The organism is Halosimplex rarum (assembly GCF_047715405.1).
GTDB lineage: Archaea > Halobacteriota > Halobacteria > Halobacteriales > Haloarculaceae > Halosimplex > Halosimplex rarum.
On record NZ_CP180412.1, the window covers coordinates 3,429,056 to 3,444,271 of the forward strand.

Annotated in this window: 18 protein-coding genes and 1 pseudogene; 10 read left to right on the forward strand and 9 right to left on the reverse strand. The window is 69.1% G+C overall.

Going from position 1 to position 15,216, the window contains the following annotated elements:
• Positions 1-19: 19 nt before the first annotated feature.
• The 5 genes from ACMGFH_RS16340 to ACMGFH_RS16360 all read right to left on the reverse strand — a co-directional run bounded on the left by ACMGFH_RS16340 (position 20) and on the right by ACMGFH_RS16360 (position 5,100).
• Positions 20-1,108 carry a prepilin peptidase gene (locus ACMGFH_RS16340; protein WP_415379516.1) on the reverse strand — a complete coding sequence of 363 codons (1,089 nt, stop codon included), beginning with the start codon at positions 1,106-1,108 and terminating at the stop codon, positions 20-22.
• Between the two features lie 172 nt (positions 1,109-1,280).
• Positions 1,281-1,670 carry a ferredoxin Fer gene (fer, locus tag ACMGFH_RS16345; RefSeq protein ID WP_415379517.1) on the reverse strand — a complete coding sequence of 130 codons (390 nt, stop codon included), beginning with the start codon at positions 1,668-1,670 and terminating at the stop codon, positions 1,281-1,283.
• Between the two features lie 145 nt (positions 1,671-1,815).
• A complete protein-coding gene (locus ACMGFH_RS16350; protein ID WP_415379518.1) occupies positions 1,816-3,015 on the reverse strand; it encodes an inorganic phosphate transporter in 1,200 nt (399 codons plus the stop codon).
• A gap of 93 nt (positions 3,016-3,108) precedes the next feature.
• Positions 3,109-3,414 carry a hypothetical protein gene (locus ACMGFH_RS16355; protein WP_415379519.1) on the reverse strand — a complete coding sequence of 102 codons (306 nt, stop codon included), beginning with the start codon at positions 3,412-3,414 and terminating at the stop codon, positions 3,109-3,111.
• 51 nt (positions 3,415-3,465) lie between these two features.
• Complete coding sequence (locus ACMGFH_RS16360) at positions 3,466-5,100, reverse strand: globin-coupled sensor protein (protein ID WP_415379520.1); 1,635 nt, start codon at positions 5,098-5,100, stop codon at positions 3,466-3,468.
• Positions 5,101-5,249: 149 nt separating this feature from the next.
• Between ACMGFH_RS16360 and hisA the strand changes: the two genes are divergently transcribed.
• The gene (gene hisA / locus ACMGFH_RS16365; protein ID WP_415379521.1) at positions 5,250-5,969 is read left to right on the forward strand and encodes a 1-(5-phosphoribosyl)-5-[(5-phosphoribosylamino)methylideneamino]imidazole-4-carboxamide isomerase; all 720 of its coding nucleotides are present in this window, start codon (positions 5,250-5,252) and stop codon (positions 5,967-5,969) included.
• 269 nt (positions 5,970-6,238) lie between these two features.
• The gene (locus tag ACMGFH_RS16370) at positions 6,239-6,541 is read left to right on the forward strand and encodes a hypothetical protein (RefSeq protein WP_415379522.1); all 303 of its coding nucleotides are present in this window, start codon (positions 6,239-6,241) and stop codon (positions 6,539-6,541) included.
• A 12-nt stretch (positions 6,542-6,553) separates the two neighbouring features.
• Here the strand turns inward: ACMGFH_RS16370 and ACMGFH_RS16375 are convergent, their stop codons facing one another.
• Positions 6,554-7,627 (reverse strand): TrmB family transcriptional regulator, encoded by a 1,074-nt coding sequence (locus ACMGFH_RS16375; protein ID WP_415379523.1) that lies wholly within the window; start codon positions 7,625-7,627, stop codon positions 6,554-6,556.
• 137 nt (positions 7,628-7,764) lie between these two features.
• On the opposite strand from ACMGFH_RS16375, the gene ACMGFH_RS16380 reads away from it, so the two are divergent.
• Entirely contained in the window at positions 7,765-9,009 is a 1,245-nt protein-coding gene (locus ACMGFH_RS16380; RefSeq protein WP_415379525.1) for an MFS transporter, read from the forward strand.
• Positions 9,010-9,096: 87 nt separating this feature from the next.
• Here ACMGFH_RS16380 and ACMGFH_RS16385 read toward each other — a convergent pair whose 3' ends face one another.
• Complete coding sequence (locus ACMGFH_RS16385) at positions 9,097-9,270, reverse strand: hypothetical protein (RefSeq protein WP_415379526.1); 174 nt, start codon at positions 9,268-9,270, stop codon at positions 9,097-9,099.
• Between the two features lie 171 nt (positions 9,271-9,441).
• Between ACMGFH_RS16385 and hisB the strand changes: the two genes are divergently transcribed.
• The 5 genes and pseudogenes from hisB (at position 9,442) to ACMGFH_RS16410 (ending at position 11,802) form a co-directional block, all read left to right on the forward strand.
• Positions 9,442-10,029, forward strand: a complete 588-nt coding sequence (gene hisB / locus ACMGFH_RS16390) for an imidazoleglycerol-phosphate dehydratase HisB (protein ID WP_415379527.1) — start codon at positions 9,442-9,444, stop codon at positions 10,027-10,029.
• A 77-nt stretch (positions 10,030-10,106) separates the two neighbouring features.
• Positions 10,107-10,595 (forward strand): amino acid-binding protein, encoded by a 489-nt coding sequence (locus ACMGFH_RS16395; protein WP_415383272.1) that lies wholly within the window; start codon positions 10,107-10,109, stop codon positions 10,593-10,595.
• 67 nt (positions 10,596-10,662) lie between these two features.
• A pseudogene (locus ACMGFH_RS16400) lies at positions 10,663-10,812 on the forward strand (YihY/virulence factor BrkB family protein); the annotation flags it as partial.
• Positions 10,813-10,841: 29 nt separating this feature from the next.
• The gene (locus tag ACMGFH_RS16405; protein ID WP_415383273.1) at positions 10,842-11,156 is read left to right on the forward strand and encodes an amphi-Trp domain-containing protein; all 315 of its coding nucleotides are present in this window, start codon (positions 10,842-10,844) and stop codon (positions 11,154-11,156) included.
• Positions 11,157-11,181: 25 nt separating this feature from the next.
• Complete coding sequence (locus ACMGFH_RS16410; protein ID WP_415379529.1) at positions 11,182-11,802, forward strand: IMPACT family protein; 621 nt, start codon at positions 11,182-11,184, stop codon at positions 11,800-11,802.
• Positions 11,803-12,006: 204 nt separating this feature from the next.
• On the opposite strand, the gene ACMGFH_RS16415 is transcribed toward ACMGFH_RS16410, so the two are convergent.
• Both ACMGFH_RS16415 and ACMGFH_RS16420 read right to left on the reverse strand, forming a co-directional pair.
• On the reverse strand, positions 12,007-13,413 hold the full coding sequence (locus tag ACMGFH_RS16415) for a hemolysin family protein (protein WP_415379530.1): 1,407 nt from the start codon (positions 13,411-13,413) through the stop codon (positions 12,007-12,009).
• Between the two features lie 117 nt (positions 13,414-13,530).
• Complete coding sequence (locus tag ACMGFH_RS16420; protein ID WP_415379531.1) at positions 13,531-14,121, reverse strand: type IV pilin; 591 nt, start codon at positions 14,119-14,121, stop codon at positions 13,531-13,533.
• Between the two features lie 89 nt (positions 14,122-14,210).
• Between ACMGFH_RS16420 and ACMGFH_RS16425 the strand changes: the two genes are divergently transcribed.
• Together ACMGFH_RS16425 and ACMGFH_RS16430 are read left to right on the forward strand one after the other, a co-directional pair.
• On the forward strand, positions 14,211-14,480 hold the full coding sequence (locus ACMGFH_RS16425) for a glutathione S-transferase N-terminal domain-containing protein (protein WP_415379532.1): 270 nt from the start codon (positions 14,211-14,213) through the stop codon (positions 14,478-14,480).
• Positions 14,480-14,995, forward strand: a complete 516-nt coding sequence (locus ACMGFH_RS16430) for a redoxin domain-containing protein (RefSeq protein WP_415379534.1) — start codon at positions 14,480-14,482, stop codon at positions 14,993-14,995. Before ACMGFH_RS16425 ends, ACMGFH_RS16430 begins: the two co-directional genes overlap by 1 nt.
• Positions 14,996-15,216 lie beyond the last annotated feature (221 nt).

Genomic DNA, 15,216 nt, shown 5'->3' on the forward strand with positions numbered 1-15,216 from the left:
TCGGACCGGGCTCGAGCGCTCAGACGAGCAGGGTGACGAGTTCGAAGAACAGGTCGCCGTAGACGAGGGTGACCACCAGCCCGACGAACATCGGGACGATGAACGGCATCCCGGGCGAGATCCACACCACGTCCTCGGCCGCGAGCACGTCCAGTCCGTCGCGCAGCCCCGCGGCGGTGGTCCCGTAGGCCGACCCCTCGATGTCGTCGAGGAACGTCTCGGCGCCCCAGGGGTCGTCGTACGCCGCCGCGTCGACCGCTTCGGTGTCGGCATCGGTCTCTTCCGCGTTCGCGGCGTCGCCGTCGTCGACCGTGCCACCGTCGGTCGCCGCGTCGACCTGGCGAGAGCCGACGAGGTCGTCGCCGTCGGGGATCGACCCGTCGCCCGGCGGGTTGGGTTCGTCGGGGAGGCTGGCGGGATCGCGATAGCGCTCGGGCTCGGCGCGGACGGCCGCGAGCGTCGTCCCGCGCCAGCGCAGGTACATCCGGAGGGCGTCGAGGTCGAGGCCGCCGCGGGAGAACCCGTCGGGGTTCTGGAGGAGCGAGCCGTACTCGGTGACCGCGTCGGCGGCCCGGATCGGTTTGCCGATGAACATGATCGGCGCGCGGTGGCCCGAGAGCGCGTTGCGGAGGGTGACGAAGACGGGGTAGGCCGCGCCGACCAGCACCGTGTTCGAGAGGACGCTCAGCGAGAAGACGCCGACGGTGGTGCGGGTCAGCGGCAGCGCCGTATTCGGAAACATGTACGACGGAAACGTCGGGAAGAGCACGGCGAGGACGATCAGCGCCTTCGCGTCGGCGCCGCCGAAGCCGCCGAACCAGTAGAACAGATAGCCGATGGATCCGACCATGCCGAGCGAGAGCGCGACGCGGAGGTAGAACCGCTCGCGCGCGATGAGGCCGCCGACCATGTCGCCCGTGGAGGCCCGGTAGATGTCCCACGCGAGCAGCGCGATTCCGAGGAGGGCGAGGGGGAGCCACGTCCGGTTGGGCACCCGACGCGTGCGGATGTCCCGATAGGCCGCCCAGGCGAAGACAGGCACGGCGACCAGGCGCAGCAGGTCCGGCGTCGGCGAACTCGTCAGGAACGTCGCCAGCCACTCGATCACGACCGGATGAGTGCGATGGAGTCAGTTAGTGGTTTCGGCGCGGACGCCGGCGTGGGAACGGTCACGGACGAGCGTGCGCTCCACCGGGAGGCGACGCCGTCGCTCACGGAGTCGGCGCGGAAAATCGGGCGGGTCCCGATAGTTGAATAGTACGTGTGCGTCGACGAGACGCTTATATGACGCGGTTCTGCAGGTAGTCGAGGTGCTTTGCGTTGTAGACGATCTTGACCTCGTCCTCGGCGGCGCTGCCGATGCAGGTCAGGCGGACGTTCTTCTCTTCGACCTCTTCGTCGGAGAGGATCTGCTGCATGTCCATGTCGATCTCGCCCTCGACGACGATGGCTGCGCAGTTCGCGCAGGCGCCGGCGCGGCACGAGAAGGGCCAGTCGTAGCCCTGGGCCTCGGCGGCCTCGAGGATGTACTCCCCTTCGTTGACCTCCAGCGTGCCGTAGTCCTCGTCCGAGAGGTCGGCGTCGGCGGCCTTGTCGAAGGTCGCGTCGTCGTACATGTCCCAACCCTGGTCGTCCAGTACTTCGTAATTCAGGTACTCTACGGTGGGCATCACCTGCGATGTTCGCCTTCCTGACTGTTAGACCTTGCTGTTTCCGCTACCATCTCGACCGTGCGATGGCAGATTTTGCCGATCGACTGCCCCGATCAGTGGACGTACGTCCGCACGCGTTCGGCCGGCGCGTCGCTCGCGACGGTTACAGCGAGACGAACCGGAAGAGGAGGAACGAGGCGACCGTCGCGATGGCCGGGACGACGTTCTGGAGGACGATCACGCGCGCCGTCGTCTCCGGTTCGAACAGGTCGTCGGCGCGGGGGATGTCCTCGCGGGCCTCGTCGCCGATCGGCGGGGCGTCGGCCGACTCCGGCGTTCCGCCCTCGCCACCGACGGTCGGCGCGTCCTGCGCCTCGGCCGCCAGCGCACCGACCGACACCTCCGGCGCGTCGCCCCGCCGGGCGTCCGAGAGCGTCACCGTCCGCGTCGCGCGGCCCCAGCCGAGGCCGACGATGCTCATCGTCGCGATGATGACGAAACTCGCGGGGACCCCGAGCGCCGACAGTCCCGTGACGATGGTCGAACTGACGGCGGCGACGACAAGCGCCGCCAGCAGCGGCAGCTCGGTGAGGTCGTTGCCGACAGTGTCCATCGTCCGTCGGGCGATGGTGAACGCGCCCAGCCCGATCGCCCCGCCGCCGAGCAGGATGGCCGGGTCCATCCCCAGCGACTCGCTGCCGACCAGCGGCGCGACGGCGTTGGCGACGTTCGACGCGCCGGCCGAGAACGCCATGTAACAGCCGATGCCGACGACCGAGAGCGTCCCGACGAGCTCCCTCCTCGTCGTGTTCGGACCGAGTTCCAGACGGGGCAGGGTCCCCGACCGGTCGAGGACAAGGAGCGATCCCTCGGTCTGGGTGACCGCGAACCACTCGACGAGTCGGGGGTAGTAGTAGCGGCCGACGACGGCGCTGACCCAGAACGCGAGCACGGGCGAGACGAGCCACCAGGTGACGATCTGGCCCATCTCGGCCCAGTTGAGCGTCCCGCGGGCCAGCCCGAGTCCGGCCATCGACCCGACGGCGGTCATCGACGTCGAGGCGGGGACGCCGAAGAGGTTCGAGAGGAACAGCGCGAGGCCGATGAAAAAGAGGACGCCGATGCTGATCTCCAGCGTGAACGTCGTCGTGACGATGTCGCTCCCGAGCGTGTCGACGACCTCGCGGCCGACCGTCCACCCGCCGAGCAGCGCGAAGACGGTCATCAGCGCCGCCGCGGTGACCTTCGAGACGGTGTCACTCCCGACGGCAGGGCCGAACGCGACCCCCGTCGACGAGCCGCCGATGTTGAAGCCGACGAACACCGCGACGGCGACGCCGACGACGAGCAGCACTGCGACCATACCGAGACGGTCGTCCACCGACAGGTAAAGCCTACCGACAGCGGCTCCCGGTCCCGGCGACGGCGTCTCCGACCGAACGGCATCGCCCGTCGCTCAGACGATCGGGAGGTACTGGAAGACGAGATACGAGGCGACGGCCGAGAGTGATGGCGTGAGGACCCACAGGAGGACGACGCGGCCGGTCGCCGCGGGGTCGAACAGGTCGGCGACGGTGACCGCTTCGGGGTCTTCCTCGCCGATCGTCGCCACGTCGCCCGCGCCGGACGGGCCGTCCCCCGTTCCGGCGTCGCCCTCGGCGATGGCGTCGATCGAGACGGCGCTGTCGTCGGCGTCGGGCGGCCCGGCGACGTCCTCGGCGGCCGCGACGGCGATCCCGGCCACGAGTAACGGGGAGACCATGTCCGCTCACTCGCCCGACGGCGAGTAAAACGTGGTGGAACGGTCGATCACCTACGGCGCGTCGGTCCGATCGACGTCGAGGCGGCCGACCGTCCGGTCTATCTCGCGGACCATCTCGACCTGCTGTTCGCTGGCGGCGGCCACGTCCGCGACCTCGGCAGAGACCTCCTCCGCCCGGTCGACGAGGTCGTCGAGCATGCTCGCGACCTCCTCGGCGCTGGCCGCCTGGTCGTCGGTCGCCGCAGCGACCTCGGCGATCCCCTGTGCGGCCTCGGCGACGGCGTCGACGATATCGTCGAGATTGGCCATCGCCGTCTCGACGCGGTCGATCCCCTCGTCGACCCGCTCGGTCGTCGTCGCGAGGCTGGCGACCGTCTCGCCGGCGTCGCTCTGGATCTCGCCGACCATCTCCTCGATCTCCCCGGCGCGCTCCTGGGACTCCGTGGCCAGCGACTTCACCTCGTCGGCGACGACGGCGAACCCGGATCCCGCTTCCCCCGCCCGGGCCGCTTCGATCGAGGCGTTCAGCGCGAGGATGTTCGTCTGGTCGGCGATGTCGTTGATCACCTCGACGACCTCGTCGATCTCGCCGATCCGGGACTGCAACGAGTCGACGTCCTCGGCCACGTCGTCGATGGCCGCGCCGACGGTGTCCATCACGTCGACCGCACCGTCGGCTTCGCCGCGGCCCTCCTCCGCCAGCGACCGCGCCCGACGACTGGTGGTCTCGACCTCGTCGGCGGTCGCCGCGACCTCCTCGACCGTCGCGCTCATCCGGGAGACCTCGCCCGCGATCTCGTCGATCCGGTCGACCTGTTCGTCGGTGAGTTCGGACATCTCGCCGGCGCTGTCGGCGATGTCCTCCGACGCGTCGAGCAACTGGTCGACCGGGCGCTCGATGTCGGCCCTGACCTGCTCCTGGAGGCGCTCGCGCTCGGCAGCGACCGCCTCGCGCCGTTCGACCTCGTCCTGAAGCCGCTCGTTGTACGAGTGGATGTAGGTGTCCGCGACGACCTGCATGTCGAGATTGATCACTCGCAACACCGACAGCACCTCGTCCATCCCCGCCTCGACTTCCGACTCGACGACGCGTTCGACCGCACCCATATCGACTTCTGAGCCGTCTCCCGTGGCCTCGACACCGGACCCGGTTGACCCAGCCGGTTCGAGACCGCCGTCGGTCGCGGGGCCGACGAGTTCGGCCCGGAGCGAGTCGACGAGATTCTCCTGCAGTCGCTCGCGGAGCAGTTCGAGCACGAGGTCGTAGTAGACGCCGTACTGACCGATGTAGTGTTTCATCGGCATCTCCAGCACGTCGTGGAGCTTGCCGATGCGCGCGCGGTCGGCGAAGTACCCCTCGTCGTACTCTCCGGCCGCGAGGGTCGCGAAGTACGCCGACTGCGTGCGCTTGAGCTGTTCGACCGTCTTCGGCGAGCGACCGAACACGTCGGTGGTCTCCTCGTGGCTCGTGAGGTTCTCGTAGAAGTCGTCGGCGATCCGGTCGGCGTTGTCGGCGAACAGGGCTTCGAGCCCCGACAGCCGCTCTGCGTCGGCCTCGTCGAAGCCGAGGAAATCCTTTCGCTTCGCGATCTCTTCGCCGTCGAGACCGATATCCCGAACGAGCGCGTCGAGATCGATCTCGGAGTTCAGTCCGCCACGGCCGAATTCGTCAGCGTAGTCTCTCATAAGTGGACACCCGAATATGTACCTCGGCGTTCTTCGGTCGCGCTCTTAACAGTACTCGCCGAGTTTTCGCGCGTGATACTGTCGTCGGGCGATTTGACCGGCTCCCATCGACCGACACGCTTTCCGCCCCCGCTCACCCAACGGCAGGTATGTTCCCCGAGTTCGAAGTCGTGCCCGCCGTGGACGTGCAAGACGGGCAGGTCGTTCAGTTGGTCGGCGGCGAGCGCGGCACCGGCAAGGAGTACGGCGACCCCGTCGCCGCCGCCGAGCGATGGGTCGACCAGGGCGCGCGCACGCTCCACCTCGTCGACCTCGACGGCGCCTTCGAGGGCGAGCGGGCCAACGCCGACGCGATCGAGGCCGTCGTCGACGCCGTCGACGTCGAGACGCAACTCGGTGGCGGCATCCGCACCGTCGGCGACGCGACCGCGCTCCTCGACGCCGGCGTCGACCGCGTCATCCTCGGCACCGCCGCGGTCGAGAACCCCGAAATCGTCGCCGAGATCAGCGACAAGTACCCCGGGAGCGTCCTCGTAAGCCTCGACGCGAAAGGCGGCGAGGTCGTCGTCTCCGGGTGGACCGAGGGCACGGGACTGGACCCCGCCGAGGCCGCTGGTCGCTACGAGGACCTGGGCGCCGGCGGGATCCTCTTCACCGACGTCGACGTGGAGGGCCAGCTGGAGGGCGTGCGGACCGACCCCGTCGAGCGCGTGGTCGACGCGGTCGACATCCCGGTCGTCGCGAGCGGCGGCGTGGCGACGCTCGACGACGTGCGCGCGCTGGAAGCGGCCGGCGCCAGCGCCGTCGTCGTCGGGAGTGCCCTCTACGAGGGCGCGTTCACCCTCGAAGAAGCGATCGACGCGGTGTGAGCGCGCCGGCCGGTCGTCGGCGGCACCCTCGTTTCGCGATGGAATCAGACTTTTTGCGGTTACTCAGCGGATATCTACCAACTGGCGGCCGCGTACCGACCGCTTCGTCGAGAATACACCGGAGTAGGAGCGAATTTTGAGATCGGTAGGCCGTAGTTCGGCTACAGTTGACGACAAATACTGATCTATTTTTACGTTTTGGCTGCGTTTACGCTACATTCTACAACGAAAGACGAGCTATTATTGTGGACTGTGGAAGTGATAGCGTCATGGGTTGGAAGCCGACACTGCCGACGGACACCACTGCTGAGCAACTCGCCGGGATCACGGGGTTGGGATGGACGACGTCGACGCTCGGGTTTCTCAGTACCGTGCTGGGGTACGGGAACAGCATCGTGGGCCGTCTGGTGACGGACCCGCAGTCGCTGCTCTACGTCGGAAGTGTCTGCTTCCTGGCGACGCTCGGCCTCGACCGGCTCGCGAAGCTCCCGGGCAACTGCGACGCGGACGAGAACGGAGCCGAGAGTGCGGACGCCCGCGACGACGCCCGCCTGGTCGAGGCGAGCGACTGATCGCTCTCGCGGTCAGGCGTCCCGCAGCGTGACGCGGCGAGCGGCGAAGTCCTCGAAGTAGGGGTCGAAGCCGGGGGAGTCGCCGCCGATGCTGGCCGGGCCGCTCTCGGTCTCGACGACGAGCGCGTTCTCCACGGGGAAGGAACTCGTGACCGGCGGGACGAGGCTCTGTTTGGCCTCGCGGACAGACACGCCGTCGAGGTCGAGCTGGTGGTCGGAGCCCGTCCCGGCGACGGTCACGTCGGCGACGATGTCGCGCCCGGCGTCGAGGTGCTGGGCGGCGGCCGTGACGCCGTTGCGGAAGTACTCGAAGGTCGCCGGGAGGGCGGGCGGCGCCGAGACGTGGCGCGGTTCGCCCATCGGCCAGACGTTGCTGACCATGTTGCCGTAGAAGCCGTTGGCGACCTCCGGCTGGCCGAACGAGACGGCGTACTCGTCGCCGTGGCGACCGGTGAGGACGCCGTGGGACCCCACCAGTCCCGCGCGGGCGTCCCGGAGGACGATCACCTGCGGGCGGGCTTCCCAGGTACGGACGACGTGGGCGTACGCGCCGAAGCCGTCGACGGCGTCGGCGACGACGCCGGTGTCGGGCGCGACGAGCATGCAGTAGACGGTGACGCCGCGGTCGACCGCGGCGGCCATCGCCCCCTTCAGATCGGCGAAGGAGGTGGCCGGAACGACGACGAACGCCTCGTGGACCGCGTCGTCGAGGAAGCGGTTCGCCCGGCGTTCGACCGTCTGGCGCGAGCGCACCACCTCGAACCCCACGTCGGTCGCCGCCGGCTCGCTGTACACGTCCTCGATGGCCGACTGCAGGTCAGAGAGGCGCGTCGACAGCTCCGCGACCGCCTCGGTCGCCGGCCGCGCCCGCAGGACCGTCGGGCTGGCGCTCTCGTCGACGGCCACCAGCCCCCTGTCGACCAGCGTCTCCGCCACCTCGTAGACGTACCCCTGTGAGACGTCCGCCGCGGCCGCCACGTCACCCGTCGTCGCCTCGCCGCGGCGGACGATCGCAAGGTACGTCTCGACCTCCGTCGTCGAGAGTCCGAACGCCCCCAGGTGTTCCCTGATGCGCGACTCGCTCATTGGGGCAGATTCTTTGACTATCTACAAAAACGTTTTCCGACGGCACTCGGTACGGCACCCTATGCGCGATACGAGCGAGCGGAACGAGCGCCGAGCGCCGGCGAGTCGCCCCGGGGGCCGCGGCGGGAGGGCTGGCGGTGAGTGAGGAGGCCGCCGGCCCCGCTGAGGCGACGGGCTCCGACGACGCCGCCGACCCGAGGAACCGCCGGCTGTGGACGGCCGCGATCTTCCTGACGATGGCGTTCACGGGCGCCGTGATGCAGGTCCGCGGCGCCGTGCTCCCGACGCTGGAGGGGTATTTCACCGTGCCCGAGTGGCAGCTCGGGCTCGTCGCGCCGGCGGGGACCGTCGGCTACCTGCTGGTCATCCTCGTCGTCGGGTCGAGCGCGGGGCGCGTCGACGTGCGGCGACTCATCGCGGTCGGCGCGTTCGTGACCGGCACCGCGCTCCTCGCGATGGGACTGGCCCCGTCGTTTCTCGTGTTCCTCGGCGCGCTCACCGTTCAGGGGGCGGCGGTCGGGCTCTTCCGCGCGCTCGACAGACCGCTCCTGAGTCACTTCTACCCGAGCGTCCGCGGACGCGTCTACAACCTCTACGACGGGACCTGGGCGGTCGGCGCCGCCCTCGGCCCGCTAGCGGTCGTCCTCGCGTTGCGATTGGGGTCGTGGCGGTTCGTCTACGGCGCGCTCGGGGTCTGCGTGCTCGCGCTCGCGGTCGCGTTCCGCTCGCTCCGGGCGCCCGCGGTCGAATCGAGCGAGGAACCGCTGACGCGCGAGGACCTCGCCGAGCTGGTCCGCCGGCCCGAGGTGCTGGCGCTGCTCGCCATGCTCTTTTTCGTGACCGGCGTCGAGGGCGGCCTGTTCACCTGGCTCCCCTACTACGCGCGCGCCGAGCTCCCCGCCGGGTGGGCGGAGGCGACCCTGACCGCGATGCTCGTCGCCTACGTCCCCGGGCGGTTCGCCTGCGGTGCCCTCAGCGACCGGCTCGGCCCGCTCACCCTGCTCGTGGGCGTCCTCGGCCTGCTCGTCCCGGCGTTCGCGTTCACGTTCTTCCTCGCCGACGGCCTGTGGGTGCTCGCCGGGGTGGTCGCCATCGGCCTGCTCGTCTCGGGCGTGTTCCCGACGATGATGGCCTACGCGACCGACGCCGCTCCCGAGTACAGCGGGCCGGTCAACGCGCTCGCGTCGGCGGTGTCCGCCGTCTCGGTCGGCGGCGTGCCCGCGCTCATGGGCTTCGTCGTCGGCGACGCCGGCGCGGCGACGGCCATGCGACTGCTCCTCGCCCCGCTCGTGGCCGCGCTGACGGTGGTCGTCGTCGCACGCGTCGCGGAGGGACGACGGGAGGCCCGCGAGGCAGGCGAGACGGCCGCCGTCGACAACTGAACGCGACGTCCTCGCGACGAGCGGGGCGGCGGAAGAATCCGCGACCGCCGGGACCAGCGGGGCGGCAGTCGCGGTCGGTGGGAGGGGTCAGCGGGGACTGGCCCGTCGGCTGGACGCGACGAACTCGGGGAGGACGAGCGCGTACGCGCTGGCGGCGGCCACGACGCCGGCGAGGACGGCCGACTCGCCGGCCGCGAAGAGGACGAACCCGGCGGCGATGCCCGACAGCGCCACGAGGTCGAGCGTCCAGTGACGGTCCATACTCGTGTCATCGATGCAACCGGACGTAAAGCCCGGGCAGACGCGCGTCTGACGGCCGGCTGACGCCGCGCCGTCGGGCGACGGACGCAGGTGATGGACGCCCGTCAGCGCCCCGTGACCACGGCTCGAACGAACACAACGGCCAAATAGACGGGTGCGCTTGGTCGTGACATGACTCAGCGGACGGCGGCGGTATCCCGCGAGACCGCCGAGACGGCGATAGAAGTCACGCTCGACGTCGACGGCGACGGCGACGCCACCGTCGACACGGGGATCGGCTTTCTCGACCACATGCTCGGGTCGTTCGCCACCCACGGCCTGTTCGACCTCACCGTCCAGTGCGACGGCGACCTGGAGGTCGACGACCACCACACCGTCGAGGACGTGGCGATCACCCTCGGCGAAGCGTTCACCGACGCGCTGGGCGACAAGCGCGGCATCCGTCGCTTCGCCGACCGGAAGGTCCCCCTCGACGAGGCCGTGGCGTCGGTCGTCGTCGACGTGAGCGGGCGCCCGTACTTCGACTTCGACGGCGAGTTCTCGCAGGACTCGGTGGGCGAGATGACCAGTCACATGGCCCAGCACTTCCTGCGCTCGCTGGCGATGAACGCCGGGCTCACGCTCCACGCCGGCGTCGAGGGCGAGAACGCCCACCACGAGGTCGAGGCGCTGTTCAAGTGCCTCGCCCGCGCGCTCGACGACGCCACGCGGATCGACGAGCGCCGCGGCGACGTGGCGAGCACGAAAGGCGAGCTATAATGAGCGACGAGCGCGCGGACGACGTCGACAGGGGCGCAGACGACGTCGACGCCGAGACGGCGACCTTCGACGCGATCATGGAGAAGTTCGCCGATTCGCCCAGCCAGCAGGCGGTCATCCGTCTCATCCTCGAACGCGGCTTCTCCGTCAACGACGAGGGGCGGGTCGTCTCCGGCGGCATCGAGATCCCCAATACCGGCATCGCCCGCGAGATCGACGTGGACCGCCGGGTCGTCGACGCCACCACCGACGCCATCCTCGCCGACGACCAGCTCCGCCGGATCTTCCAGAACATCTCCGCGATCCCGAGCCTGATGGACCTCGCACCCGTCCTCGACCTGACGGCGCTGGCGATCACCGTCCGCGACGCCGAGGAGTCGGGCATCGTCTCGACCGTCACGGGCGCCATCGCCGACCGCGGCATCTCCATCCGCCAGACCATCAGCGAGGACCCCGAGTTCACCGACGAACCGAAGCTCTACGTCATCACCGACGGCGAGATCCCCGGCGACCTCCTGAACGAGATCCGCGGGATGGCGTTCGTCCACAAGATCGAGTTGCGCTGAGAGGTGTAGCCGCGGCCCCTGCGTCCGTCGGCCCCCTCGTTTTCAAACTCCAGCCCGTAAGCGGTTCATGTCCGCGTTCCGACGAGCGGCGACGCTGGCTCGCGCGGTCGTCCGTGAGGCGCGCGCCGAGCGGCTGACGTTCATGGCGGGAAGCATCGCCTACCACGCGTTCGTCTCCCTGCTTCCGTTCTGCTCGTCGTGCTGTTGCTGGTCTCCTCGATCGAGGACCAGGCGACGGCCGTCGACGTGCTCGGCGGTGCGCTGAACGCCGTCCTCGGCGGTCAGTCGGCGGACGTCGCAGAGTACGGCTGGGGAGAGAACGACGCGGCGAAGGCGCGGTCGGCCTTCGGGGAGGAACTGGAGGCCGTCGAGAGGCTGGCGACCGGCCACTCGTTCACGCTTCGCGTCGGCGACGCCGAAGTGACGCTCCCGCCGCCGGACGAGTACGAGGCGGAGGTGTCGGCTCCGAACCGCCCGGAGAGTCTCGGCGGCGAAGAGGTCGAGGGTCACCTCGACCTGACGTGGGTCCGCGGGCGGTCGGGCGGCGACGATGAGGTCTAAGAGCCACCGGCGCGAACGGCGAGTCGTGACAGACGAGCCCGGCACGAGCGACGAGCCCTATCGGACCGTTGCCGGCCGTGGAGCGGCACGCTTCGAAGTGCGCGGCTCGGAGTTCATCGGCCATGTCGCTCCCGCTCGCACGGTCGAGGCGGCCGAGTCGTTCGTCGCCGCGATCCGCGAGGAGTACGACGACGCTACGCACAACGTTCCCGCCTACCGCGTGCGGGCCGACCCCTTCCGCGAGTGGGCCAGCGACGACGGCGAACCGTCGGGTTCGGCCGGCGACCCCGCGCTGAACGTCCTCCAGCAGGAGGCCGTCGAGAACGTCGTCGCCGTCGTCACCCGCTACTACGGCGGCACGAACCTCGGCGTGGGCGGGCTCGCGCGGTCGTACTCCAGGGCGGTCAAAGACGGTCTCGATGCCGCCGGCACGACGACCGAACGCCCCCACGAGAACTTCTCGGTCGCCGTCGACTACGACGACTCCGGCACCGTCCGGGGCATCTTAGAGAGCGTCGGCGTCGAGTTCGACGCCGACTACGCCGAGCGGGCTTCCTTCGACGTGCGCGTCCCCGTCGACGACGGCGACGGCCTCCGCGACCGACTCCTGAGCGCCACGAGCGGGCGCGCCGACATCGACTCGTGACCGGGATCCCGACCGCGCCGGAGGGATGCCGTCGTCGACCAGATGTCGTCCTGTCGAGTCGCCTCCCGTCGCTACGCAGTGTAGTTCCAGGTGAAACGATGGCGTTCCGGACGGTGACCGGACGAGCGTCCCTCTCAGTCGGTCGCGCGGTCCGAGTTCGGATCCGGGGAAAAGCGGGCGGTCGACGCGGGCTGGTCGCGCCGATCACTCGGGCTGGGCTTCGCTGGTGTCGGCTTCGAGTTCCTCCTCGCTGGAGGTGTCGTCGGGGTCGTACTCCGGGGTGCGAGTGACGCGGGCCTTCATGATCCGGGTGTTCTCGACGCCTTCGACGGTGATCTCGACGCCGTCGTAGTCGACCACTTCGCCCTCCTCGACGAGGCGGCCGGCGAGGTTGAAGATGAACCCGGCGATGGTCTCGAACTCCTCGCCCTCCGGGATGTCGATCTCCAGCGCCTCGTTGACCTCCTCGATGTTGACCTCGCCCTTGACGACGACGGTGTCGTCGCCGACGTGCTCGATCGGTTCGTCCTCGCCGCCTTCGAGGATCTCGCCGACGATCTCCTCGGTGAGGTCCTCCATCGTCACGAGCCCCTCGGTCGTCCCGAACTCGTCGATGACGATGACCATGTGCAGGCGCTCGTCGCGCATCTCCGTCAGGAGTTCGTCGACGTTCTTCGACTCGGGGACGTGCAGCGTCGGTTCGATGAGGTCCTCGAGGTCGAGGTCGCCGTTCTCGCCGTAGTTCTGGTCGCGGACCAGATCGCGGATGTTGACGACGCCGATGACGTTGTCCAGGCTACCCTCGTAGACGGGTAGGCGTGCGTGGCCGCTGTGGATGCACTGCTCGATGGCCTCGGAAACGGAGGCGTCCGTCGAGATGGCATCCATGTCGAGGCGCGGCGTCATGACCTCCTTGGCGATGGTGTTGTTGAATCGCAGGGTACGCTGGAGCATCTCGCGCTCCTCCTGGTCGAGGACGCCCTCGCGCTCGCCGGTCTCGATCATGTCCTGGATCTCCTCGCGAGTGACGTACGAGGACTCGATCGCCGAGCGCCCGCCGGTCACCTTGTTGACGATCCGGGTGAGGTAGTCGAACAGGACGATGAGCGGCAGGAGGACGTACTCGGACATCTTCAGCGGGCGCGAGACCCGCAACGCCCACGATTCGGTGTTCTCGACGGCGTAGGACTTTGGTGCGCTCTCGCCGAACAGCAGGACGATAGCGGTGATGCCGAAGGTGGCGGCCGCGACGGCCTGGCCCTGGCTCAGGTAGAGGCCGAACAGCCCCGTCGCGATAGAGGACATCGCGATGTTGACGAGGTTGTTCCCGACGAGGATCGTCACCAGGAGTCGGTGCGGGTCCGCCTTGAGGCCCTTGAGGGTGTTCGATCCGCGGCGCCCCTCCTCGACGAGCCCCTCGATGCGGTGAGAGGGGAGTGAGAACATCGCGATCTCCGACGAGGAGAAAAACGCCGAGAGCCCGATCAGGACGGCGATCAGGAGCACTCCGGCTGTGGCAACGGCGCTCTTCGGGACGACGTATCCGTAGACGTTGATCGTCTGCTGTGCGGCGGGCGCCACGCTCGGCCACGCCACTGCGGGTATACCCATCGACGGCGAGACTTGTCGTGGGGCGAAATTAAGGCTTGTCATACCGGACCCCCCATTTCGGGCGACAAACAGGCCGCAACGGTCTGTTTCTGGTGGAGATTCGGTGAATCCGACCGATCACGAGGCGGCCACCTCGACGTTCGTGATGGTCGCACCGCTCGGCCGGTGGACGACGCGGATCACGGCGCTGTCGCCGGGGCGTACGTCGAATTCGTGCTGTGCGATCCGGAGCGACGCGGTCTCCCCGCTCTCCCATCGGCCGTCGCCGTGGGCGGCGTCGAGTTCCCCGTCGACGCCGGCGTACGTCCGGTCGAACAGGGCCGCCCCCTCGACGTGTTCGTCCGTGAGTCGCCGCGTGGGGAAGTCGGTCAGTCTGGCGCGCTCGCCCGTCCGCACCAGTTCGACGACCAGCGTCAGGTCCTCCACTGCGAGCGTCTCGCCGGCCTCGTGGACGAGTCGGAGTCGCTGGCCGTCCGGCCAGCCGTCGGTCGCCGACAGCTCCGCGCTCAGGTGGGCCTGGGGCGCGGCCGCGGGACGGGCGTGGTCCAGTCCGACGGCCGCCAGCGAGAGCGACGCCAGCAGCGCCGTTATCCCGACGAGGACCACCACGCCGACGACAGGACTCGTCGCTCGATCGGTGTGGGCGCCACCGGTCGGGGATCGGACGCCGGTCCGTCGACGAACGCCGGACGAGCCGTAGTCGGTCACGCGCCGGGTTGGTCGCCCGTTCGCACTTAAATATCTGGGTGGCTGACGGCGAAGCGCTTACCCGGCCGTTGGCCGTACTTCACGTCGAGATGAGCGAGCCAGCCATCACGTTCTATCGGTTGCAGGCCTGTCCGTTCTGCGAGCGGGTGACCAGGAAGCTTCAGGAGTACGACCTGGACTACCGCTCGCGGTTCGTCGAACCGATGCACAGTGACCGCGACGTGGTCCAGCGCCTGACGGGCAAGCGCACCGTCCCCGCCATCGTCGACGAGTCCACCGGCGTCACGATGTCCGAGAGCGCCAATATCGTCGAGTACCTCGACGCCACCTACGGCGAACGCGGGATGGGGGTCGCCTGATGGAACTCGACTTCGACGTCGTCGACCTCCCCGAGACCGACCACCCCGAGGAGGGCGACCGCGTCCCCGACTTCGAGCGCCCGCTCGTCAACGAGGAGTACTGGGAGGACGTCTCCCTCTCGGAACTGACCGACGAGCAGCCCGTCGTCCTCGTGTTCCACCCGATGGACGGCGCGTTCCCGGCGACGTACGTCTGGAACGAGATCCGCGACCGCGGGTGGCTCGACCGCGACAACTGCGAGGTCGTCGGTCTGTCCATCTCCTCGCCGTACGAGCACGCCGACCTGCTGGAGTCGCGGGGCGTCGACGCGCGGCTCTACTCAGACCCCGGCAACGACGTCGCCGAGCGCTTCGACATCGTCAACGACCTCGACGGCATGGCCGGCATCGAGGAACCCCGCCCCGCCGTCTTCGCGCTCGACGAGGAGCGGGTCGTCCAGTACGCCTGGGTCGCGTCCCAGTGGCCCGAGTTCCCCGACTACGACGAAGTCGGCGAAGTCATCGAGGAGTTGTGACCCGCGGCGTCGGTTTGGCGTTTCTGTAACCGGAGATGAGGTGCGGTGGCGCGCGCTGTCGCGGCCTCCGTGCCGCGACGTAGCCGCGCGAGGGATGAGGAGCGCAGCGAAGCGAGCACCGCAGTCGGTTGGGGAGGTGTGAGGCGCGGGGCTGTGCGGTGGTTTGGCCGTTTTCCTGGCGTCCTGCCGAGTGGAGCGAGGCAGGGCTCAGGAGAGCTTGC